Source organism: Pseudomonas khavaziana, from assembly GCF_019145205.1.
GTDB lineage: Bacteria > Pseudomonadota > Gammaproteobacteria > Pseudomonadales > Pseudomonadaceae > Aquipseudomonas > Aquipseudomonas khavaziana.
Genome location: NZ_JAHSTT010000001.1, coordinates 402265 through 422715, shown reverse-complemented (window position 1 = coordinate 422715; position 20451 = coordinate 402265). Strand labels below are relative to the sequence as shown.

The window sequence follows — 20451 nt, the reverse complement described above, 5'->3', positions numbered from 1 at the left end:
GGCAATGCGCGGCTGATCGTTGATGAAACTACTTTGACAATCATTCTCGTTAACATTAAGATCCATCGCACTTAAGCCATAAACCCGCGACGGTTCTCCCTTATGTATGTCTGCCTTTGCACTGGCGTCACCGACGGACAAATCCGCGAAGCAATCTACGAAGGTTGCTGCAGCTACAAAGAAGTGCGTGAGACCACCGGCGTTGCCAGTCAGTGTGGTAAATGTGCGTGCCTCGCCAAGCAAGTGGTACGGGAGACCCTGACGCAGCTGCAAACAGCCCAGGCAGTGCTCCCCTACTCGACAGAATTTACACACGCCTGAAAAGGCTGTTTTAAAGAACCGGACCTAGTGTCCGGTTTTTTTATGTCTGTAATTCAATCAGTTAGCGCCAAGACGCGGAACACAAACATTCTTATTCCGATTAATTTTCATTTATTATTCAATAACTTAGGTTTGACACTAGGATTTCCACCGCTCAGACTCTGCCCTATACACAGCTATTACAGGGCAGGACCCCAGTCATGAAAGGCGACATCTCAGTCATCCAGCAACTCAACAAAATCCTTGCCAATGAACTGGTCGCGATCAATCAGTACTTTCTGCATGCGCGCATGTACGACGATTGGGGCCTGGAAAAGCTTGGCAAGCGCGAATACAAAGAATCGATCAAGGCCATGAAGGACGCCGACGCGCTGATCAAGCGCATCCTGTTCCTGGAAGGCCTGCCGAACGTGCAGGACCTGGGCAAGCTGAACATCGGCGAGCATACCCAGGAAATGCTCAGCAGCGACCTGGGCTTTGAGCGCAAGAGCCATAGCGACCTCAAGGCCGCCATCGCCCATTGCGAAACCAAGGGTGACTTCGGCAGCCGTGAACTGCTGGAAGACATCCTGGAAGACCAGGAAGAGCATATCGACTGGCTTGAAACCCAGTTGGGCCTGATCGACAAGGTCAGCCTGGAGAACTACCTGCAGTCGCAGATGGGTGAATAACCCCTAGCGTACAAAAAAGCCCCGCTCTCGTATTGAGAAGCGGGGCTTTTTATTGCAGGTCAATCAAGCTTCAGTCTTGGCTGCCGCTTTTTCCGCCGCGTCTTTGATCAGCGCTTGCAGCGAACCATCGGCTGCCATTTCCGTGATGATGTCGCTGCCGCCAACCAGCTCACCGGCTACCCACAGTTGCGGGAAAGTCGGCCAGTTGGCGTATTTAGGCAGGTTGGCGCGAATTTCCGGATTCTGCAGGATATCCACATAGGCGAACTTCTCGCCACACGCCATGATGGCCTGGGAGGCTTTTGCGGAAAAACCGCACTGAGGAGCGTTAGGCGCGCCCTTCATGTAGAGCAGAATGGTGTTGTTGGCAATCTGGTCTTTGATCGTTTCGATGATATCCATGGAACACCTCGGCTGGAACTTTGCGACTCACAGGTCGGCACGGTGGCGCATTGTAACGCAAAATCCCAGCGCGGTGCTCGGGCACCTCACGCCGCTGCCACTTGCACCGGCACGCCATTAAGCGCGGCGTTACCCGACAACTCGTCCAACTGCCGCTCGTCGGTCAAGTCATTGGCACTCGCCCCGGGCTGAGCACTGGCGATGCTCATTTGTACGCCCGGGCGGCCATGCCCCCAGCCATGAGGCAGGCTGACCACGCCCGGCATCATGTCCAGGCTGGCCAACACGTCCACTTCGATCATGCCGATGCGCGAACTTACCCGCACCCGTTGACCGTCATTGAGCTGTCGCCTGGCGAGGTCGTCAGGATGCATCAGCAATTGATGGCGTAGCTTGCCCTTCACCAGCCGATGGTAGTTATGCATCCAGGAATTGTTACTGCGCACATGACGACGACCGATCAGCAGCAGCTCGTCGGCCACCGGCATCGGCTGGGCCTCGAAGCGCGCCAGGTCAGCGAGGATCACAGCCGGTGCCGCCTGGACCTTGCCATCGGCAGTCTTCAAACGCGCTGCGAGATTGGCCTTGAGCGGCCCCAGATCCACACCATGGGGATGATCGGCCAACATCGCCACCGATAGCTTATGACTGGATGCATCACCGTAGGCGCCTGCGCGCAGCCCGAAATCGATCATCTGTGCCGGAGGCAGGGTTGGCTTGAGCGCTACGCCGGTCTGCGCCGCGAATGCCTTGGCCAAGCCGACAAAGATCTCCCAGTCATGCAGCGCACCCTCGGGCTTGGGCAGGATCGCACGGTTGAAGCGGGTGACATTGCGCACCGCGAACATATTGAAGGTGGTGTCGTAGTGATCGTTTTCCAATGCAGAGGTGGACGGCAGGATCAGGTCGGCATAACGCGTGGTCTCGTTGATATAGAGATCGACGCTGACCATGAACTCCAATCCATCCAGCGCCTGCTCCAACTGGCGACCGTTGGGCGTCGACAGCACCGGATTGCCGGCCACTGTCACCAGCGCGCGGATCTGTCCTTCGCCTTCGGTGAGCACTTCCTCGGCCAGGGCCGACACCGGCAACTCTCCACCGTATTCCGGGCGCCCGGACACACGGCTCTGCCAGCGATTGAAATGGCCGCCACCAGTCGAGGCCACCAGGTCGACCGCCGGACTGGTGCACAGCGCACCGCCCACGCGGTCGAGATTGCCAGTTACCAGGTTGATCAACTGCACCAACCAGTGACACAGGGTGCCGAACGCCTGGGTCGAGACGCCCATTCGGCCGTAGCAAACGGCTTTATCAGCCCCAGCGAAATCGCGGGCCAATTGCCGAATCTGCTCGGCAGGCACTGCACACTGGCGACTCATGGCCTCGGCACTGAATCCGGCAATTGCTCGACGCACGTCTTCCAGCCCTTCAACTGGCAAATGGCTGTCGCGGGTCAGCCCCTCAGCGAACAAGGTGTTGAGCAGCCCGAACAACAGCGCCGCATCGCCTCCGGGGCGTACGAACAAGTGCTGGTCGGCGATGGCGGCTGTCTCGCTGCGCCGAGGATCGACCACCACCACTTTACCGCCCCGGGCCTGGATGGCCTTGAGGCGTTTTTCCACGTCCGGCACGGTCATGATGCTGCCATTGGAGGCCAGCGGGTTGCCGCCGAGAATCAACATGAAGTCGGTATGGTCGATGTCCGGAATGGGCAGCAACAGGCCATGGCCGTACATGAGGTGGCTGGTGAGGTGATGGGGCAGTTGGTCGACCGAGGTCGCGGAAAAGCGATTGCGCGTCTTCAATAGCCCGAGAAAGTAGTTGCTATGGGTCATCAACCCATAGTTGTGCACGCTGGGGTTGCCCTGATACACCGCCACCGCGTTCTGCCCGTGCCGGGCCTGGATGCTTGCCAGCCGTTCGGCCACCATGGCAAAAGCCTCGTCCCACGCAATTGGCTGCCATTCGCTGCCCACACGCAGCATCGGCTGGTGCAGGCGGTCCGGGTCGTTCTGGATATCCTGCAGGGCCACGGCCTTGGGGCAGATGTGCCCGCGACTGAAACTGTCCAGAGGGTCGCCCTTGATCGAGGTGATCGCCAGGCTGCCATCGTCAGCCTGGGTGGTTTCCAGGGTCAGGCCGCAGATGGCTTCGCACAGGTGGCAGGCGCGGTGATGGAGAGTCTTGGTCATGGCCAGTCTCTTTTATAGGGGCTTTGGCTTGACTATGGGCGGCGAGCTGCCAGCGCGCCAGCAACCTTCGTGCTGTGAATCGGTGGGCATAGGCCAAGGCATGGCTAAGCATGAGTAAATGTTTCAGAATTCCTCCACCGATTGGCTAAAACCGACGCTACCTGGCTTGGGCCCGCCTCGGCGCATTGCAAAAGGCCTCGGCGCCAGTGTACAAATGACCCGCTGCTGTCAGGAAATCGTCTTCAAACGCGCGTCAGCGCCCTGCTTGAACACCCCTAAAAACCGTAGCCCTATTGGTAAGACGCGACATTTAATGTCAATATCGCGCCTTCCCCTATTTCGTCGCCCCGTGCGGCTTCCGCCGCAGGTCTCGCCCGTTGTCACAATAAACAAGGCTTTGAGTATCTGCGGTCTGTTGCAAAAAGGTAGTTAATGATGAGCGCAAGGCACTTTCTCTCCCTGATGGATTGCACGCCCGAAGAGCTGGTCAGCGTGATCCGTCGAGGCATTGAGCTTAAAGACCTGCGTAACCGCGGCGTACTGTTTGAGCCTTTGAAAAACCGCGTACTCGGGATGATTTTCGAGAAATCCTCGACGCGTACACGCCTGTCGTTCGAAGCCGGCATGATCCAGCTGGGCGGCCAGGCGATTTTCCTTTCACCGCGTGATACCCAACTGGGCCGTGGTGAGCCGATCAGCGATTGCGCCAGGGTCATGTCACGCATGCTCGACGCGGTGATGATCCGTACCTTCGCCCACAGCAACCTGACTGAATTTGCCGCCAACTCCCGCGTGCCAGTGATCAATGGCCTGTCCGATGACCTGCACCCCTGCCAGCTGCTGGCCGACATGCAAACCTTCTTCGAACACCGTGGCTCGATCCAGGGCAAGACCGTAGCCTGGGTCGGCGACGGCAACAACATGTGCAACAGCTATATAGAAGCGGCGATCCAGTTCGACTTCCACCTGCGTATCGCCTGCCCTGAAGGCTACGAGCCGAGCGCCGAGTTCATGGCCAAGGCCGATGGTCGTGTGCAACTGCTGCGCGATCCAAAAGATGCAGTAGTAGGCGCCCACCTGGTCAGCACCGACGTCTGGACCTCCATGGGCCAGGAAGATGAAACGGCCAAGCGCCTGGCCCTGTTCGCGCCGTTCCAGGTGACCCGTGCCCTGCTCGATACGGCCGCGCCCGACGTGCTGTTCATGCATTGCCTGCCTGCTCACCGCGGCGAAGAAATCAGCCTCGACCTGCTTGACGACCCGCGTTCGGTGGCCTGGGACCAGGCCGAGAACCGCCTGCATGCGCAAAAAGCCCTGCTGGAATTTCTCGTCCCACCTTCGTACCACCACGCATGAGCCAGCCACTCCTGCTGAACCTGCGCAATCTGGCATGCGGCTATCAAGATCAACGGGTGGTGCAGAACCTCAACCTGCACCTTAATGCCGGCGACATCGGTTGCCTGCTCGGCTCCTCGGGGTGCGGCAAGACCACCACCTTGCGCGCCATTGCCGGCTTTGAGCCAATACACGAAGGCGAAATCAGCCTGGCGGGTGAAGTCATCTCCAGCGCCGGTTTCACCCTGGCACCCGAGAAACGTCGTATCGGCATGGTGTTCCAGGACTACGCTCTGTTCCCGCACCTGAGCGTGGCCGATAACATCGGCTTCGGTATTCGCAAACATCCGCAAAAGGATCGCGTAGTCGCCGAGTTGCTGGAACTGGTGAATCTGAAGGATTTGGGCAAGCGCTTCCCCCACGAGCTTTCCGGCGGTCAGCAGCAACGTGTCGCCCTCGCCCGCGCCTTGGCGCCGGAACCACAATTGTTGCTGCTGGACGAACCGTTTTCCAACCTGGATGGCGAACTGCGCCGCAAGCTCAGCCATGAAGTGCGCGATATCCTCAAGGTGCGGGGCACCAGTGCGATCCTCGTCACCCATGACCAGGAAGAAGCGTTCGCCGTCAGTGACCATGTCGGCGTGTTCAAGGAAGGTCGCCTTGAACAGTGGGATACGCCCTACAACCTTTATCACGAACCACAGACGCCTTACGTCGCAAGCTTTATTGGCCAGGGTTACTTCATTCGTGGGCGCTTGAACTCGCCGGAATCGGTGAGCACTGAACTGGGAGACCTACGCGGCAACCGCGCTTATACCTGGCCCACTGGCGGCGCGGTGGACGTATTGCTACGCCCGGATGACATCGTTTATGCACCGGACAGTGCATTGAAAGCCCGGATCGTCGGCAAGACATTCCTGGGGGCATCGACCCTGTATCGCCTGCAGCTGCCTACGGGAGCGCAATTGGAGTCGATTTTCCCCAGCCATGCCGATCATGCCGTTGGTGCGGATGTAGGCATTCGAGTGGCTGCCGAGCATCTGGTGCTGTTCCAGGCTTAAGCAGCTTCTTGGGGGAACCGGGTTGAACATGTGGGAGGGGGCAAGCCCTAATACCAGTCAGTTAAGCGGTCATCGCCTTCTGTAGGAGCGAGCTTGCTCGCGAAAAACGTCAACGATAACGCGTGTTTGCTGAATGAACGCGGCGCCTGTAAGTTTTTCGCGAGCAAGCTCGCTCCTACAAAAAAGCCTTAACTGACTGGCATTAGGACAAGCCCCCTCCAACATTTGGATCGTAACAGGGCTGAAAATCAGGCCCGGCCAATCGGCGCGAATTTGGCCTGGGTATGTTCAGCCAGCACTGCTGCGTGTAATTCCACCTCCAGCCCCCTCCGCCCCGCACTCACAAAAATCGTTGCAAAGGGTTGCGCCGTTTCGTCGATAAACGTACGCAGGCGCTTCTTTTGCCCCAGCGGGCTGATGCCACCCAACAAGTAACCGGTGGAACGCTGAGCCGCCGCCGGATCGGCCATTTCGACTTTTTTCACGCCCGCCGCATGAGCCAGCGCTTTCAAATCAAGACTTCCGACGACCGGCACCACCGCTACCAACAATTCGCCTTTCTCACTGCTCGCCAGCAGCGTCTTGAACACCTGCGCAGGGTCGAGGCCCAATTTTTCCGCGGCCTCCAAGCCATACGAAGCTGCCTTCGGGTCATGTTCATAACTATGGATGCGATGTTCGGCGCGAACTTTTTTCAACAAATCCAATGCGGGTGTCATGGAGTCTCCGGGCAGGGAAAACAGGTGCCCAATTCTAGGACAAGCGCTGGCAAAACGCTCTAGTTCAAGCGCTGCTGGCGCACATGCCAAACCCAACCCGCGTGATCATTCACCAGACCAATAGTTAGAAAGTGACTGGCGGTTCACTTTCGACCTTTGACAGCGGTCATTCTTGTCTATATTTTTTCGTTTCCGAATACTGTAGGAATACTCCTCAGTACTCCAGCAGTAAGCCGCGACCCAGGATGGGGATCCTTGTCACGGTGAAAATCGCGCAACCGCCCGCTGAGGCAGTGCGCCAGACAAGAACAACAATCGAGGTTTTCCATGACAACTGCTCTTCAACAGCCTTCACTTTCGAGCCAATGCATGGCCGAATTCCTGGGGACCGCGCTGCTGATCTTCTTCGGTACAGGATGTGTCGCCGCGCTCAAGGTCGCGGGTGCGAGCTTCGGCCTCTGGGAAATCAGTATTATCTGGGGGATCGGCGTGAGCATGGCGATCTACCTGAGCGCCGGCATTTCCGGAGCTCACCTCAACCCGGCGGTCAGTATCGCCCTGTGCATTTTTGCCGATTTTGAAAAACGCAAACTGCCCTTCTATATTCTGGCCCAGGTCGCCGGCGCCTTCTGCTCCGCCGCCTTGGTATATACGCTCTACAGCAACCTGTTTTTCGATTACGAACAAACCCACCATATGGTCCGCGGCTCCCAGGCCAGCCTGGAACTGGCATCCGTGTTCTCCACCTATCCCCATGCACTGCTGAGCACGGCCCAGGCATTCCTGGTGGAAATGGTCATCACCGCGATCCTGATGGGCGTGATCATGGCCCTCACCGATGACAACAACGGCCTGCCACGCGGCCCGCTGGCCCCGCTGCTGATCGGCTTGCTGATCGCCGTGATTGGTAGCGCCATGGGCCCGCTGACCGGCTTTGCGATGAATCCGGCACGGGATTTCGGCCCCAAGCTGATGACCTTTTTCGCCGGTTGGGGTGAAATGGCCTTTACTGGTGGCCGCGACATTCCTTATTTCCTGGTGCCGATTTTCGCCCCGATTGTCGGCGCATGCCTCGGCGCCGCAGCCTATCGCGGGCTGATTGCCCGCCACCTGCCAAGCGCCGTACCTGCTATAGCTGAAACACCCGACACGGCTGTCAACGGCAAGACCCGTATTTCCTGAAAGCGCCAGCCTGGTCCCCTGCCCTTCGCGGTCCAGGCTGATTTCTGACTTCCTTATTTCGTAAGGCACCTGACATGACCGACGTTCAGAATAAGAACTACATCATTGCCCTTGACCAGGGCACCACCAGTTCGCGGGCTATCATTTTTGATCGCGATGCCAATGTGGTGTGTACCGCTCAGCGTGAATTCACCCAGCATTACCCGCAAGCCGGCTGGGTCGAGCACGACCCGATGGAAATCTTTGCCACCCAGAGCGCAGTGATGGTCGAAGCGCTGGCGCAAGCCGGCCTGCACCATGACCAGGTCGCCGCCATTGGTATCACCAACCAGCGCGAGACCACTGTAGTCTGGGACAAGGTCACCGGCCGCCCGATCTACAACGCGATCGTCTGGCAGTGCCGCCGCAGCACCGAAATCTGCCAGCAGCTCAAGCGCGATGGCCACGAGCAGTACATCAACGACACCACCGGGCTGGTCACCGACCCCTACTTTTCCGGCACTAAACTCAAGTGGATCCTCGATAACGTCGAAGGCAGCCGCGAGCGTGCACGCAATGGCGAATTGCTGTTCGGCACCATCGACAGCTGGCTGATCTGGAAGTTTACCGGCGGCAAGACCCACGTCACCGACTACACCAACGCCTCGCGCACCATGCTCTTCAACATCCACACCCTGGAGTGGGATGCGAAGATGCTGGAGATTCTGGATGTGCCGCGGGAAATGCTGCCGCAAGTCAAGTCTTCCTCCGAAATCTATGGCCGCACCAAGAGCGGCATCGCCATCGGCGGCATCGCCGGTGACCAACAAGCGGCGCTGTTCGGCCAAATGTGCGTGGAAGCCGGCCAAGCCAAGAACACCTACGGCACCGGCTGCTTCCTGCTGATGAACACCGGCGACAAGGCAGTGAAATCCAAGCACGGCATGCTTACAACTATCGCTTGCGGCCCCCGCGGCGAAGTGGCCTATGCTCTGGAAGGCGCAGTCTTCAACGGCGGTTCCACCGTGCAGTGGCTGCGTGACGAGCTGAAAATCATCAATGACGCCCACGACACCGAATACTTTGCCGGCAAGGTCAAGGACAGCAACGGTGTGTACCTGGTCCCGGCCTTCACCGGCCTGGGCGCGCCCTACTGGGACCCGTATGCCCGTGGCGCGCTGTTCGGCCTGACCCGCGGCGTACGCGTGGACCACATTATTCGCGCAGCCCTGGAGTCGATTGCCTTCCAGACCCGCGATGTACTCGACGCCATGCAACAAGACTCCGGTGAGCGCCTCAAGGCCCTGCGTGTGGATGGTGGTGCGGTTGCCAACAACTTCCTGATGCAATTCCAGGCCGATATCCTCGGCACCCAGGTCGAGCGCCCGCAAATGCGTGAAACCACCGCCCTCGGCGCCGCCTACCTGGCCGGCCTGGCGTGTGGCTTCTGGGGCAGCCTGGACGAACTTCGTGGTAAGGCTGTAATCGAGCGCGAATTCGAACCCCAACTGGACGAAGCCGCCAAAGAGAAGCTCTACGCCGGCTGGCAAAAAGCGGTGAGCCGCACCCGTGACTGGGAACCGCACGAAGGCGCTGAATAAGCCAAGCGCCGGGTCCATATCGGGTTGTAACTGGCAGGGAGCGGATTCCTGCGTCATCATGGGCCACTTTTGTATGGCAGCCCAAAGGACGCCCCATGAATCTGCCTCCCCGCCAACAACAAATCCTCGAACTGGTCCGCGAACGCGGCTATGTCAGTATCGAGGAAATGGCGCAGCTATTCGTTGTCACCCCGCAAACCATCCGCCGCGATATCAACCAGCTGGCGGATGCCAACCTGTTGCGTCGCTACCACGGCGGTGCAGCCTATGATTCGAGTGTCGAGAACACCGCGTACGCCATGCGTGCCGACCAGATGCGCGACGAGAAACAGCGCATCGGCGAAGCCATCGCCGCGCAAATTCCCGATCACGCCTCGCTGTTCATCAATATCGGCACCACCACCGAATCCATCGCCCGTGCGCTGCTCAATCACAACCACCTGAAAATCATCACCAACAACCTCAACGTCGCCACCATGCTCAGTGCCAAGGACGACTTCGATGTGTTGCTCACCGGTGGCAACGTGCGCCGTGATGGCGGTGTGGTCGGCCAGGCCAGTGTCGATTTCATCAACCAGTTCAAGGTCGATTTTGCCTTGGTGGGCATCAGCGGCATCGACGAGGACGGCAGCCTGCTGGACTTCGATTACCAGGAAGTGCGGGTTTCCCAGGCAATCATTGCCAATGCGCGCCAGGTGATCCTGGCAGCGGACTCCAGCAAGTTCGGGCGCAATGCCATGATTCGTTTGGGGCCCATCAGCCTGGTGGACTGCCTGGTGACTGATCAGCAGCCAGTGCCGGCGTTGGTGCAAGTGTTGAATGAGCACAAGGTGCGACTGGAAGTCGTGTAGCGCCTGCACTGCCGCCATCGGGAGCAAGCCCCCTCCCCCATTTTGAGCTGTGAACACATACCAGTGTGGGAGGGGGCTTGCTCCCGATGGTGATCTATCCAGCACTCAACCTTTTGAGTCTTCCCCAGGCTCATGTTCACAAATTTTCCTTTTCCCGCCCTTCGATGAGTTTTTTTAATCGAAGTCGGGTGGCTGTGCGCGCATTTATCAGCTACCATTTTCGCAAATGAACATTAATGTTCGAATTCCAAGACGAAAAGATCGCGAGGCCAGCCGATGAACCCTTCCACCTTGCCTGCCCCACCGCTTGCCGAAGTCTATGACGTTGCCGTAATCGGTGGCGGGATCAATGGCGTCGGCATTGCAGCAGACGCAGCCGGGCGCGGTTTGTCGGTATTCCTTTGCGAAAAGGACGACCTGGCCAGCCACACCTCATCGGCCAGCAGCAAGCTGATACACGGCGGCTTGCGTTACCTGGAACATTACGAATTCCGTCTGGTACGTGAAGCCCTGGCCGAACGTGAAGTGCTGCTGGCCAAGGCGCCGCATATCGTCAAGCAAATGCGCTTCGTACTGCCCCACCGCCCGCATCTGCGTCCGGCATGGATGATTCGTGCCGGCCTGTTCCTTTACGACCACTTGGGCAAACGTGAGAAACTGGCAGGCTCCAAGAGCCTTAAGTTCGGCGCCGACAGCCCGCTGAAAAGCGAAATCACCAAGGGTTTCGAATACTCCGACTGCTGGGTGGATGACGCCCGCCTAGTAGTGCTTAACGCCATGGCTGCCCGTGAAAAAGGCGCGCACATCCATACCCAGACCCGTTGCATCAGCGCCCACCGCAGCAACGGCATGTGGGAAATGAACATGGAGCGTGCCGACGGCAGCCTGTTTTCGATCCGCGCCCGCGCGCTGGTGAATGCTGCCGGCCCGTGGGTCGCGAAGTTCATCCGGGACGACCTCAAGCTGGATTCACCTTACGGCATCCGCCTGATCCAGGGCAGCCACCTGATCGTGCCGAGGCTCTACGAAGGTGCCCACGCGCACATCCTGCAGAACGAAGACCAACGCATCGTCTTCACTATTCCGTACCTGAACCACCTGACCATCATTGGGACCACTGATCGCGAATACACCGGCGACCCGGCTGCAGTTGCGATTACCGAAAGTGAAACCGACTACATGCTCAAGGTGGTCAACGCGCACTTCAAGAAACAACTGAGCCGTGACGATATCGTCCACACCTACTCCGGCGTGCGCCCACTGTGCAACGACGAGTCGGACAACCCGTCGGCCATCACCCGCGACTACACCCTGGCGCTGTCCGGCAGCAACGGCGAAGCGCCGATCCTGTCGGTATTCGGCGGCAAGCTCACCACCTATCGCAAGCTGGCAGAGTCGGCCATGGGGCAACTGGCGCCGTACTTCACCCAGATGCGCCCGAGCTGGACCGCCACGGCCAGCCTGCCCGGCGGTGAAAACATGACCACGCCCGAAGCCCTGGCCGATGCGATCCGCGCCAAGTTCGACTGGATCCCGAGCGAAATCGCCCGTCGCTGGTCCACCACCTACGGCAGCCGCACCTGGCGCCTGCTGGAGGGCGTGCAATCGCTGGCCGACCTGGGTGACCATCTGGGCGGCGGCCTGTACACCCGCGAAGTTGATTACCTGTGCGCCGAAGAATGGGTGACGCAACCGCAGGACGTACTGTGGCGCCGTACCAAGCTTGGCCTGTTCACCACGCCGCAGGAGCAGGAAAACGTGCAACGCTACTTGGCAAAGGTCGAACAGAGCCGTAGCAAGATCGAAGCGGCCTGATCAGCCATCCCCAAACCGTAGGAGCGAGCTTGCTCGCGAAAACCCTGAGAGCGCCGCGTTTATTCAGAATAAACGCGGCGCTTTTGCGTTCTCGTGAGCAAGCTCGCTCCTACAGATCTCTGGAGCGGCATTCGGTTTTCCGAACACTGGCTCCCTCCCTATTCGGTTTGCCGGACCCGGCAGCGAAAACCGCGTCGCAACATAAAGTTAATCTCGATATAAATCATGCAGTTAACCTTTTATATTCGGTATGGCACGACTCATGCTCTACACTCTTTGACGATTACCTGAGGCGCCTTAGGAGCCGTCACGGGCATTCGCTGTACAAAAGAGCCGTTTAGCTGGCTTCATAAAAAAAACAAATGTCGAGGAAGTATTGATGCGCATCGTTCCCCATATCCTGGGCGCAGCTATTGCTGCAGCTCTGATCAGCACTCCAGTTTTCGCCGCCGAACTCACCGGCACACTGAAGAAAATCAACGACTCCGGCACCATCACTCTCGCTCACCGCGACAGCTCTATTCCGTTTTCCTACATCGCGGATGGTTCGGGCAAACCAGTGGGCTATTCCCACGACATTCAGCTGGCTGTCGTTGAAGCCTTGAAAAAAGACCTGAACAAGCCCGACCTGAAGGTCAAGTACAACCTGGTGACTTCGCAAACCCGTATTCCGCTGATCCAGAACGGCACCGCGGACCTCGAATGCGGCTCCACCACCAACAACGCCGAACGCGCCCAGCAAGTCGATTTCTCGACCAACATCTTCGAAATCGGCACCCGCCTGCTGGTCAAGAAAGACAAGGAAGGCAAGCCGTCCTACTCTGACTTTGCCGACCTCAAGGGCAAGAACGTCGTGACCACCGCTGGCACTACGTCCGAGCGCATCATCAAGGCGATGAACGCTGACAAGCAGATGGGCATGAACGTCATCTCCGCCAAAGACCACGGCGAATCCTTCCAGATGCTCGAAAGCGGCCGTGCCGTTGCGTTCATGATGGATGACGCCCTGCTCGCCGGTGAAGAAGCCAAGGCCAAGAAGCCGAACGACTGGGTCATCACCGGTACTCCGCAGTCTTTTGAAGCCTATGCCTGCATGGTGCGCAAAGGCGACCCGGCCTTCAAGAAAGCCGTGGATGACGCCATCGTCGGCCTGTTCAAATCCGGCGAAATCAACAAGATCTACGCCAAATGGTTCGAGAGCCCGATTCCACCAAAAGGCTTGAACCTCAACTTCCCGATGAGCGAAAAGGTCAAGGAACTGATCGCGAATCCGACCGACAAGCCGGCACCGGAAGTAAAGATCTGAAAACCTGACTAACCTTATCGCCTGGGGGGCTCACTCCCCAGGCATCTGTTACTACCTGCTGGCTTTAATTTGGAACACTCGACCTGGCGGTTTCCGAGCCGATCGTGTGTGCCTGGCGTTCATTGCCAGGCGGGAAAGGATCTTCCCCAAGCGGGTGCTTGTACATTGATCGATCTCGAGGGGAGACCCTAATGAATTACAACTGGGACTGGGGCGTGTTCTTCAAGTCCACTGGCGTTGGCAGCGAGACGTATCTCGACTGGTACATCGCCGGCCTGGGCTGGACCATCGCCATCGCTGTCGTGGCATGGATCATCGCCTTGCTACTGGGCTCCATTCTGGGGGTCATGCGCACCGTGCCAAACCGCATCGTATCGGGCATTGCGACCTGCTACGTGGAACTGTTTCGTAACGTGCCGCTGCTGGTTCAGCTGTTTATCTGGTACTTCCTGGTGCCCGACCTGCTGCCGCAGAACCTGCAGGACTGGTACAAGCAAGACCTGAACCCGACCACCTCGGCCTACCTGAGCGTTGTCGTGTGCCTGGGCCTGTTCACCGCCGCACGTGTGTGTGAACAAGTGCGTACCGGCATCCAGGCGCTGCCCCGTGGCCAGGAGTCCGCCGCACGCGCCATGGGCTTCAAGCTGCCGCAGATCTACTGGAACGTGCTGCTGCCCCAGGCCTATCGCATCATCATTCCGCCGCTTACCTCGGAGTTCCTCAACGTGTTCAAGAACTCCTCGGTGGCGTCCTTGATCGGCTTGATGGAACTGCTGGCGCAAACCAAGCAGACTGCCGAGTTCTCGGCCAACCTGTTTGAAGCCTTCACCTTGGCCACGCTGATCTATTTCACCCTGAACATGAGCCTGATGTTGCTGATGCGCATGGTAGAGAAGAAAGTCGCGGTGCCCGGCCTGATCTCCGTGGGGGGCAAATAATGGAATTCGATTTCAGTGGCATCATCCCCGCCATCCCGGGCTTGTGGAACGGCATGGTCATGACCCTGCAGTTGATGGTCATGGGCGTGGTCGGCGGCATTATTCTGGGTACGATCCTCGCGCTGATGCGCCTGTCGTCCAGCAAACTGTTGTCGCGTCTGGCTGGCGCCTATGTGAACTACTTCCGCTCGATCCCGCTGCTGCTGGTGATCACCTGGTTCTACCTGGCGGTGCCGTTCGTGCTGCGCTGGATCACCGGCGAAGACACACCCATCGGTGCGTTCACCTCCTGCGTCGTAGCGTTCATGATGTTCGAGGCCGCGTATTTCTGCGAAATCGTGCGAGCCGGCGTGCAGTCGATTCCCAAGGGCCAGATGGCCGCGGCACAAGCCATGGGCATGACCTACGGGCAGACCATGCGCCTGATCATCCTGCCCCAGGCGTTCCGCAAGATGACGCCATTGCTGCTGCAACAGTCGATCATCCTGTTCCAGGACACTTCGCTGGTCTACACCGTGGGCCTGGTGGACTTCCTCAACTCCGCCCGCTCCAACGGCGACATCATCGGCCGCTCCAATGAGTTCCTGATCTTTGCCGGTGTCGTCTACTTCATCATCAGCTTTTCCGCCTCGCTGCTGGTCAAGCGTCTGCAAAAAAGGTTTGCCGTATGATCTCTATCAAGAACATCAACAAGTGGTATGGCGACTTCCAGGTGCTGACCGATTGCAGCACCGAGGTTAAAAAAGGCGAAGTGATCGTGGTGTGCGGGCCGTCCGGCTCGGGCAAATCCACCCTGATCAAGTGCGTCAACGCTTTGGAACCGTTCCAGAAAGGCGACGTAGTGGTCGATGGCACCTCCATTGCTGACCCGAAGACCAACCTGCCGAAACTGCGTTCGCGGGTGGGCATGGTGTTCCAGCACTTCGAGCTGTTCCCGCACCTGACCATCACCGAAAACCTGACCATCGCGCAGATCAAGGTGCTGGGCCGCAGCAAGGAAGAGGCGACCAAGAAGGGCCTGCAACTGCTCGATCGCGTGGGCTTGTCGGCACATGCCCACAAACACCCAGGCCAGCTCTCCGGTGGCCAGCAGCAACGTGTGGCGATTGCCCGCGCCCTGGCCATGGACCCGATCGTCATGCTGTTCGACGAACCGACCTCGGCGCTGGACCCGGAAATGGTCAACGAAGTACTCGACGTGATGGTGCAACTGGCCCACGAGGGCATGACCATGATGTGCGTGACCCACGAAATGGGCTTTGCGCGCAAAGTGGCCGACCGCGTGATCTTCATGGACGCCGGCAAAATCATCGAGGACTGCCCGAAGGAAGAGTTCTTCGGCGACATCAGCGCCCGCTCTGAACGCGCGCAGCACTTCCTTGAGAAAATCCTGCAGCACTAAGTACTACCTAGCTAAGTACACAGCTCCTACTGTAGAAACCGGGCCAATGTGGGAGGGGGCTTGCTTCCGATAGCGGTGGATCAGTGAAAGGTATGCCGACTGACACACTGCTATCGGGGCTAGCCCCCTCCCACACTGGACCACACAGGCTGGCAGCTCTGGTTGACCCAAGGCATCTGTGATGAAATGCGACCCCCATCAATATCGCGCCGCGCCGCCATCACTTGCCGTGAAGCCTCGTCTGATACGCCAACTGTTCCTGCCGCCGTTGATCATCGCCCTGATGGTCGGCCTGGGTTATATCGGCTTCTGGGTCAGTGACTACTATGGCATCCGCACCCTCAGCGACAACGGCGAACGCCAGTTGGAGCTGCACGCCCGCACCGTCGAAAGCGAACTGAGCAAATACACCTACCTGCCCAGCCTGCTGGAGCTGGAGTCTAGCGTTTCGCGGTTGCTGGCCGACCCGAACCAGGAAACCCGCACCACGGTCAACGCTTACCTCGAGGGCCTGAACCGCCGCAGTCGCAGCCGGGCCATCTACGTAATGGACACCACCGGCCGCGTGCTGGCCACCAGTAACTGGCGCGATGCCGACAGTTACCAGGGCGAAGACCTGTCCTTCCGCGCCTATTTCCAGAATGCCGTACGTGGCCAGCCAGGCCGTTTCTATGGCATTGGCAGCACCAACGGCGAACCCGGCTATTACCTGGCCCATGGCCTGGAAGAGCATGGCAAGATCATCGGCGTCGCGGTGGTCAAGGTCCGTCTCGAAGCCCTGGAAGAGCGCTGGCAGCGCGCCCGCCTCGAAGCCTTCGTGAGCGACGAGAACGGCATCATCATCCTCTCCAGCGACCCGGCCCGCCGCCTCAAGGCCGTACGCCCGTTGAGCGAAGACATTAAGGAACGCCTGGCCCACAGCCTGCAATATTACTGGGCAACACTCAACGAACTGCAGCCCCTGGCCCGTGAGCGCCTGAACGAAGGCACCGAGAAACTGACCTTTCCGGCCAACAGCGAAGTAGTCAACGACGAACACGCCGTCAGCTACCTGGCGCAAACCCGCCCGCTCAACGACACACCGTGGCATTTCACCCTCCTCACCCCGCTCAACGACCTGCGCCGCGCCGCGATCAACCAGGGCATCCTGGTAGCCGTGGCGTTTGGCCTGGTGGCCTTCTTGCTGATTGCGTGGAATGAACGGCGCAAAGTCATTGCCACCCGCCTCGCTGCCCGGGAAGCCCTGCAGGAAGCCAACAGCCAACTGGAACGGCGGATTGCCGAACGCACCGCCGACCTGCGCGCCAGCAACGAACGGCTCAAGGGCCAGATCCGCGAACGGCGCCAGGCCGAAGAAACCCTGCGCCACGCCCAGGACGAATTGGTGCAGGCCGGCAAACTCGCGGCCATCGGCCAGATGTCCACCAGCATCGCCCACGAATTGAACCAACCGCTGGCGGCCCTGCGCACGTTGTCCGGCAACACCGTGCGTTTCCTCGAGCGCGGCGCCCTGGATACCGCCAGTACCAACCTCAAGGCCATCAACGAATTGATCGACCGCATGGGCCGCATCACCGCCAGCCTGCGCTCCTTTGCCCGACGCGGTGACGACCAGGGCGAAGCCAACCTCGGCAAGGCCGTGGACGCCGCGTTCCAGGTGCTCGGCCCGCGGCTCGATGGCCTGCCGTTGACCTTGCACCGAGACTTCAGCAACGCCCAATTGCAGATCGACCAGACGCGCCTGGAGCAGATCCTGGTCAACCTGATCGGTAACGCCCTTGATGCGATGCAGGTGCAACCGGCACCGCAACTGTGGCTGGAAGGCCAGGTGATTGATGGCAAATACCGCCTTCGGGTGCGTGACAACGGCCATGGTATCGACCCCGAGACGCGCAAGCATTTGTTCGAACCGTTCTTCACCACCAAGCCTGGCGAGCAGGGTCTGGGCCTGGGGCTGACGCTCTCGGCCAGCCTCGCGGCGGCCACCGGCGGCAACCTCGCCGTGGAGCACCCGGCCGGTGGTGGTACTGCCTTTGTCCTGAGCCTGCCGCTGGTGGGCGCTCAACAAGCCGAGTCGACATGAATACAGACACTACAACTGCGACCGAGGACCTCAACGTGCTGATTGTCGAGGACGACCCCCATGTGCTGCTCGGCTGCCAGCAAGCTCTGGCGCTGGAGGACATTCCCAGCATCGGCGTGGGCAGTGCCGAAGAGGCGCTGCATCGCGTCGGCGAAAACTTCGCCGGCATCGTCATCAGTGATATCCGCCTGCCGGGCATTGATGGCCTGGAACTGCTGACCCGCCTCAAGGCCCTGGATAAAAGCCTGCCGGTGGTGCTGATCACCGGGCACGGCGACATCTCCATGGCGGTCGGTGCCATGCGCAATGGCGCCTACGATTTCATGGAAAAGCCCTTCTCCCCCGAGCGCCTGGTGGAAGTCGCCCGCCGCGCCCTGGAGCAGCGCGGGCTGGCGCGGGAAGTCTGGTCGTTGCGTCGCCAACTGGCCGAGCGCGACTCGTTGGAAGGCCGCATTATCGGTCGCTCGCCGGCGATGCAAAACCTGCGCGAACTGATCGCCAACGTCGCCGACACCTCGGCCAACGTGCTGATCGAAGGCGAGACCGGCACAGGCAAGGAGTTGGTCGCGCGCTGCCTGCATGATTTCAGCCGGCGCCATTCCCACCAGTTCGTCGCCTTGAACTGCGGAGGCCTGCCGGAGAACCTGTTCGAAAGCGAAATTTTCGGCCACGAGGCCAACGCCTTTACCGGCGCCGGCAAGCGCCGCATCGGCAAGATCGAGCACGCCCACCAAGGCACTCTCTTCCTCGATGAAGTGGAAAGCATGCCGATCAACCTGCAGATCAAACTGCTGCGTGTCCTACAGGAACGCACCCTGGAACGCCTGGGTTCGAACCAGAGCGTGGCGGTGGATTGCCGGGTGATCGCCGCCACCAAGTCCGACCTCGACGAGCTGAGCCGCGCCAGTCAGTTCCGCAGCGACCTGTACTACCGCCTCAATGTGGTGACCCTGGAACTGCCGCCCCTGCGCGAGCGGCGCGAAGACATCCTGCAGCTGTTCGAACACTTCCTGCAGCAATCGTCACTGCGCTTCGACCGCAGCGTCCCGGACCTCGACAACCAGACACTGTCCAGCCTGATGAGCCACGACTGGCCGGGCAACGTGCGGGAGCTACGCAACGTTGCCGAACGCTTCGCCCTCGGCCTGCCCGCCTTCAAGAAAAGCGGCGCCGGCAGCGGTAACCAGGGCCTGGCCTTTACCGAGGCAGTGGAAGCCTTTGAGCGCAACCTGCTCAGCGACGCCCTGCAACGCAGCGGCGGCAACCTGACCCAGGCCAGCCAGGAACTGGGAATGGCCAAGACCACGTTGTTCGACAAGGTCAAAAAATACGGGTTGGGCCATTGATGGATCTTTCTTGACGACAGCCCTTGGCGCCACAGCGGCGCTGGCCGAGACGTCACGAGCCTGGTACCGCTGTTGAGATGGCGGTAGGAATGCCAGTCACCTCCCTCCTCCACTGCGCATAGATCCGTACGTGCAGCTAGGTAATGTCCGTAACTAGTCTTTGTTGGGTTGGCAGACATTGAATCGGCGCTCAAGATGACTTGGTGAAGTCACTGCAGGCTCGCCAGCATAACGTCCTGGTCAGCACTGATACCCTGCCCGCGAGCGCGGCCGCTCCAGACACATCAATCGAACAACACGACGCTGGCGCACGGTTTCAAGCGCACGCAGGTCGTCATGGATTTTGCGGTGACTGCATACACCGCCGCTGTCCAGCCACTATTTTGGCCAGCCCAGGCAGACGTTGATCATCCTTGGTCGGCACCGGCTACGGTTCTGCCGGCCAGGCGCATTAATTGCTGGCGTGAGGTTTAAGCAACTGGCATAGGCGGCGAACTGTCTAGTCTGCGGATCTCGGATTGATGAAGGCGAAACTTCAACCGCACTCCTGGGTAAATTGAGAAAACTTCGGCTCGGAGGAGTATTGCGTGCCGGCATATTTCGCATGTAGTCTAAACCCGTTGCACAGTTTAAGTGCATCGGCAAGGAAACATGACCGCGAAAGCGCAGTTCACATAGCGAAGGATTGTCTATGTTGTTTCATGTCCCAGAAGCAAACCATGGCCTGCTTGAGAATGTCCTGGACCATTTCCGCGTCCCCCTCAAGAACAGCGCCATTACCGGCATCGACGAAACCAGCTTCGACCGCTGGATCATTCGCCAATACAAACGGCGCACTGGAATATCCAGACTCCTGACCTGCCGGCCCGATGCGCCTACTGAACATTCAAAAGATATCCGGAGCCTGGTTTCTGTCGATGACATGCTGGGGATGGTTATCTGTCAGGCATGCACGTCGATAGTAAAGCCGCCACCACCGCACGAAAGCCCCGTTCAATTGTAGCTAAACTGCAAACATTCATGGCTACCATGGACAAGAAGGGCAGAAAACTCAACTCGTACACCAAATTGATCAACGCTAGAAGCGAATATCTAAAGGAATAGATAATAATGCTGAACCATTCGAGTGAGCGCAAGCTAAACGTTTTGTTTCATCCTCTCAGTATGCAAGTTCACCCGCATACATACGCCTACTTCATAACGACAGGCCGCCCCCGTAGAGATATCTACTATCTCGGTGAGAC

Annotated in this window: 18 protein-coding genes; 15 read left to right on the top strand and 3 right to left on the bottom strand. The window is 59.1% G+C overall.

Annotated features, from left to right (window positions below):
- The first annotated feature begins 102 nt into the window (after nt 1-102).
- Together KVH01_RS01715 and bfr are read left to right on the top strand one after the other, a co-directional pair.
- On the top strand, nt 103-321 hold the full coding sequence (locus KVH01_RS01715) for a bacterioferritin-associated ferredoxin (RefSeq protein ID WP_217880237.1): 219 nt from the start codon (nt 103-105) through the stop codon (nt 319-321).
- Between the two features lie 200 nt (nt 322-521).
- Complete coding sequence (gene bfr, locus KVH01_RS01710) at nt 522-992, top strand: bacterioferritin (RefSeq protein WP_043048827.1); 471 nt, start codon at nt 522-524, stop codon at nt 990-992.
- 63 nt (nt 993-1055) lie between these two features.
- Here the strand turns inward: bfr and grxD are convergent, their stop codons facing one another.
- Both grxD and KVH01_RS01700 read right to left on the bottom strand, forming a co-directional pair.
- Nucleotides 1056-1394, bottom strand: coding sequence for a Grx4 family monothiol glutaredoxin (gene grxD, locus KVH01_RS01705; protein WP_005785264.1), 339 nt, complete (start codon nt 1392-1394; stop codon nt 1056-1058).
- Between the two features lie 86 nt (nt 1395-1480).
- A complete protein-coding gene (locus KVH01_RS01700) occupies nt 1481-3589 on the bottom strand; it encodes a molybdopterin oxidoreductase family protein (RefSeq protein ID WP_217880236.1) in 2109 nt (702 codons plus the stop codon).
- Between the two features lie 435 nt (nt 3590-4024).
- Here KVH01_RS01700 and argF point away from each other — a divergent pair, with 435 nt between their 5' ends.
- Together argF and KVH01_RS01690 are read left to right on the top strand one after the other, a co-directional pair.
- Nucleotides 4025-4945 (top strand): ornithine carbamoyltransferase, encoded by a 921-nt coding sequence (gene argF / locus KVH01_RS01695; RefSeq protein ID WP_217880235.1) that lies wholly within the window; start codon nt 4025-4027, stop codon nt 4943-4945.
- Nucleotides 4942-5985, top strand: a complete 1044-nt coding sequence (locus tag KVH01_RS01690) for an ABC transporter ATP-binding protein (RefSeq protein ID WP_217880234.1) — start codon at nt 4942-4944, stop codon at nt 5983-5985. Before argF ends, KVH01_RS01690 begins: the two co-directional genes overlap by 4 nt.
- 248 nt (nt 5986-6233) lie before the next feature.
- On the opposite strand, the gene ybaK is transcribed toward KVH01_RS01690, so the two are convergent.
- Nucleotides 6234-6704: a Cys-tRNA(Pro) deacylase gene (ybaK, locus tag KVH01_RS01685; protein WP_217880233.1), complete on the bottom strand. Its 471-nt coding sequence runs from the start codon at nt 6702-6704 to the stop codon at nt 6234-6236.
- 327 nt (nt 6705-7031) lie between these two features.
- Between ybaK and KVH01_RS01680 the strand changes: the two genes are divergently transcribed.
- The 11 genes from KVH01_RS01680 to KVH01_RS01630 all read left to right on the top strand — a co-directional run bounded on the left by KVH01_RS01680 (nt 7032) and on the right by KVH01_RS01630 (nt 20210).
- The gene (locus tag KVH01_RS01680; protein WP_217880232.1) at nt 7032-7886 is read left to right on the top strand and encodes an MIP/aquaporin family protein; all 855 of its coding nucleotides are present in this window, start codon (nt 7032-7034) and stop codon (nt 7884-7886) included.
- A 74-nt stretch (nt 7887-7960) separates the two neighbouring features.
- A complete protein-coding gene (glpK, locus tag KVH01_RS01675) occupies nt 7961-9466 on the top strand; it encodes a glycerol kinase GlpK (RefSeq protein ID WP_124399534.1) in 1506 nt (501 codons plus the stop codon).
- 95 nt (nt 9467-9561) lie between these two features.
- Complete coding sequence (locus KVH01_RS01670) at nt 9562-10317, top strand: DeoR/GlpR family transcriptional regulator (RefSeq protein ID WP_014717134.1); 756 nt, start codon at nt 9562-9564, stop codon at nt 10315-10317.
- A gap of 276 nt (nt 10318-10593) precedes the next feature.
- Nucleotides 10594-12132 (top strand): glycerol-3-phosphate dehydrogenase, encoded by a 1539-nt coding sequence (glpD, locus tag KVH01_RS01665; protein WP_217880231.1) that lies wholly within the window; start codon nt 10594-10596, stop codon nt 12130-12132.
- A gap of 379 nt (nt 12133-12511) precedes the next feature.
- On the top strand, nt 12512-13438 hold the full coding sequence (locus KVH01_RS01660; protein WP_217880230.1) for a glutamate/aspartate ABC transporter substrate-binding protein: 927 nt from the start codon (nt 12512-12514) through the stop codon (nt 13436-13438).
- 191 nt (nt 13439-13629) lie between these two features.
- Complete coding sequence (locus tag KVH01_RS01655; protein ID WP_057012160.1) at nt 13630-14376, top strand: amino acid ABC transporter permease; 747 nt, start codon at nt 13630-13632, stop codon at nt 14374-14376.
- Nucleotides 14376-15047, top strand: coding sequence for an ABC transporter permease subunit (locus KVH01_RS01650; RefSeq protein ID WP_043048812.1), 672 nt, complete (start codon nt 14376-14378; stop codon nt 15045-15047). The genes KVH01_RS01655 and KVH01_RS01650 overlap by 1 nt, the downstream gene beginning before the upstream one ends.
- Complete coding sequence (locus KVH01_RS01645; RefSeq protein WP_033896404.1) at nt 15044-15778, top strand: amino acid ABC transporter ATP-binding protein; 735 nt, start codon at nt 15044-15046, stop codon at nt 15776-15778. Before KVH01_RS01650 ends, KVH01_RS01645 begins: the two co-directional genes overlap by 4 nt.
- A 181-nt stretch (nt 15779-15959) precedes the next feature.
- The gene (gene aauS / locus KVH01_RS01640) at nt 15960-17861 is read left to right on the top strand and encodes a two-component sensor histidine kinase AauS (RefSeq protein ID WP_217880229.1); all 1902 of its coding nucleotides are present in this window, start codon (nt 15960-15962) and stop codon (nt 17859-17861) included.
- Complete coding sequence (gene aauR / locus KVH01_RS01635; protein ID WP_225923990.1) at nt 17858-19207, top strand: two-component response regulator AauR; 1350 nt, start codon at nt 17858-17860, stop codon at nt 19205-19207. The genes aauS and aauR overlap by 4 nt, the downstream gene beginning before the upstream one ends.
- Nucleotides 19208-19898: 691 nt before the next feature.
- Entirely contained in the window at nt 19899-20210 is a 312-nt protein-coding gene (locus KVH01_RS01630; protein WP_217880228.1) for a hypothetical protein, read from the top strand.
- Nucleotides 20211-20451 lie beyond the last annotated feature (241 nt).

Excerpts from the sequence above, each read along its gene's own strand:
- KVH01_RS01680 (WP_217880232.1), top strand. The coding sequence starts at position 7,032 with ATGACAACTGCTCTTCAACAGCCTTCACTTTCGAGCCAATGCATGGCC.
- glpD (WP_217880231.1), top strand. The coding sequence starts at position 10,594 with ATGAACCCTTCCACCTTGCCTGCCCCACCGCTTGCCGAAGTCTATGAC.
- KVH01_RS01630 (WP_217880228.1), top strand. The coding sequence starts at position 19,899 with ATGTTGTTTCATGTCCCAGAAGCAAACCATGGCCTGCTTGAGAATGTC.
- KVH01_RS01715 (WP_217880237.1), top strand. The coding sequence starts at position 103 with ATGTATGTCTGCCTTTGCACTGGCGTCACCGACGGACAAATCCGCGAA.
- KVH01_RS01700 (WP_217880236.1), bottom strand. The coding sequence starts at position 3,589 with ATGACCAAGACTCTCCATCACCGCGCCTGCCACCTGTGCGAAGCCATC.
- ybaK (WP_217880233.1), bottom strand. The coding sequence starts at position 6,704 with ATGACACCCGCATTGGATTTGTTGAAAAAAGTTCGCGCCGAACATCGC.
- KVH01_RS01670 (WP_014717134.1), top strand. The coding sequence starts at position 9,562 with ATGAATCTGCCTCCCCGCCAACAACAAATCCTCGAACTGGTCCGCGAA.
- aauR (WP_225923990.1), top strand. The coding sequence starts at position 17,858 with ATGAATACAGACACTACAACTGCGACCGAGGACCTCAACGTGCTGATT.
- argF (WP_217880235.1), top strand. The coding sequence starts at position 4,025 with ATGAGCGCAAGGCACTTTCTCTCCCTGATGGATTGCACGCCCGAAGAG.
- KVH01_RS01650 (WP_043048812.1), top strand. The coding sequence starts at position 14,376 with ATGGAATTCGATTTCAGTGGCATCATCCCCGCCATCCCGGGCTTGTGG.
- grxD (WP_005785264.1), bottom strand. The coding sequence starts at position 1,394 with ATGGATATCATCGAAACGATCAAAGACCAGATTGCCAACAACACCATT.
- KVH01_RS01660 (WP_217880230.1), top strand. The coding sequence starts at position 12,512 with ATGCGCATCGTTCCCCATATCCTGGGCGCAGCTATTGCTGCAGCTCTG.
- KVH01_RS01655 (WP_057012160.1), top strand. The coding sequence starts at position 13,630 with ATGAATTACAACTGGGACTGGGGCGTGTTCTTCAAGTCCACTGGCGTT.
- KVH01_RS01690 (WP_217880234.1), top strand. The coding sequence starts at position 4,942 with ATGAGCCAGCCACTCCTGCTGAACCTGCGCAATCTGGCATGCGGCTAT.
- KVH01_RS01645 (WP_033896404.1), top strand. The coding sequence starts at position 15,044 with ATGATCTCTATCAAGAACATCAACAAGTGGTATGGCGACTTCCAGGTG.
- glpK (WP_124399534.1), top strand. The coding sequence starts at position 7,961 with ATGACCGACGTTCAGAATAAGAACTACATCATTGCCCTTGACCAGGGC.
- bfr (WP_043048827.1), top strand. The coding sequence starts at position 522 with ATGAAAGGCGACATCTCAGTCATCCAGCAACTCAACAAAATCCTTGCC.
- aauS (WP_217880229.1), top strand. The coding sequence starts at position 15,960 with ATGAAATGCGACCCCCATCAATATCGCGCCGCGCCGCCATCACTTGCC.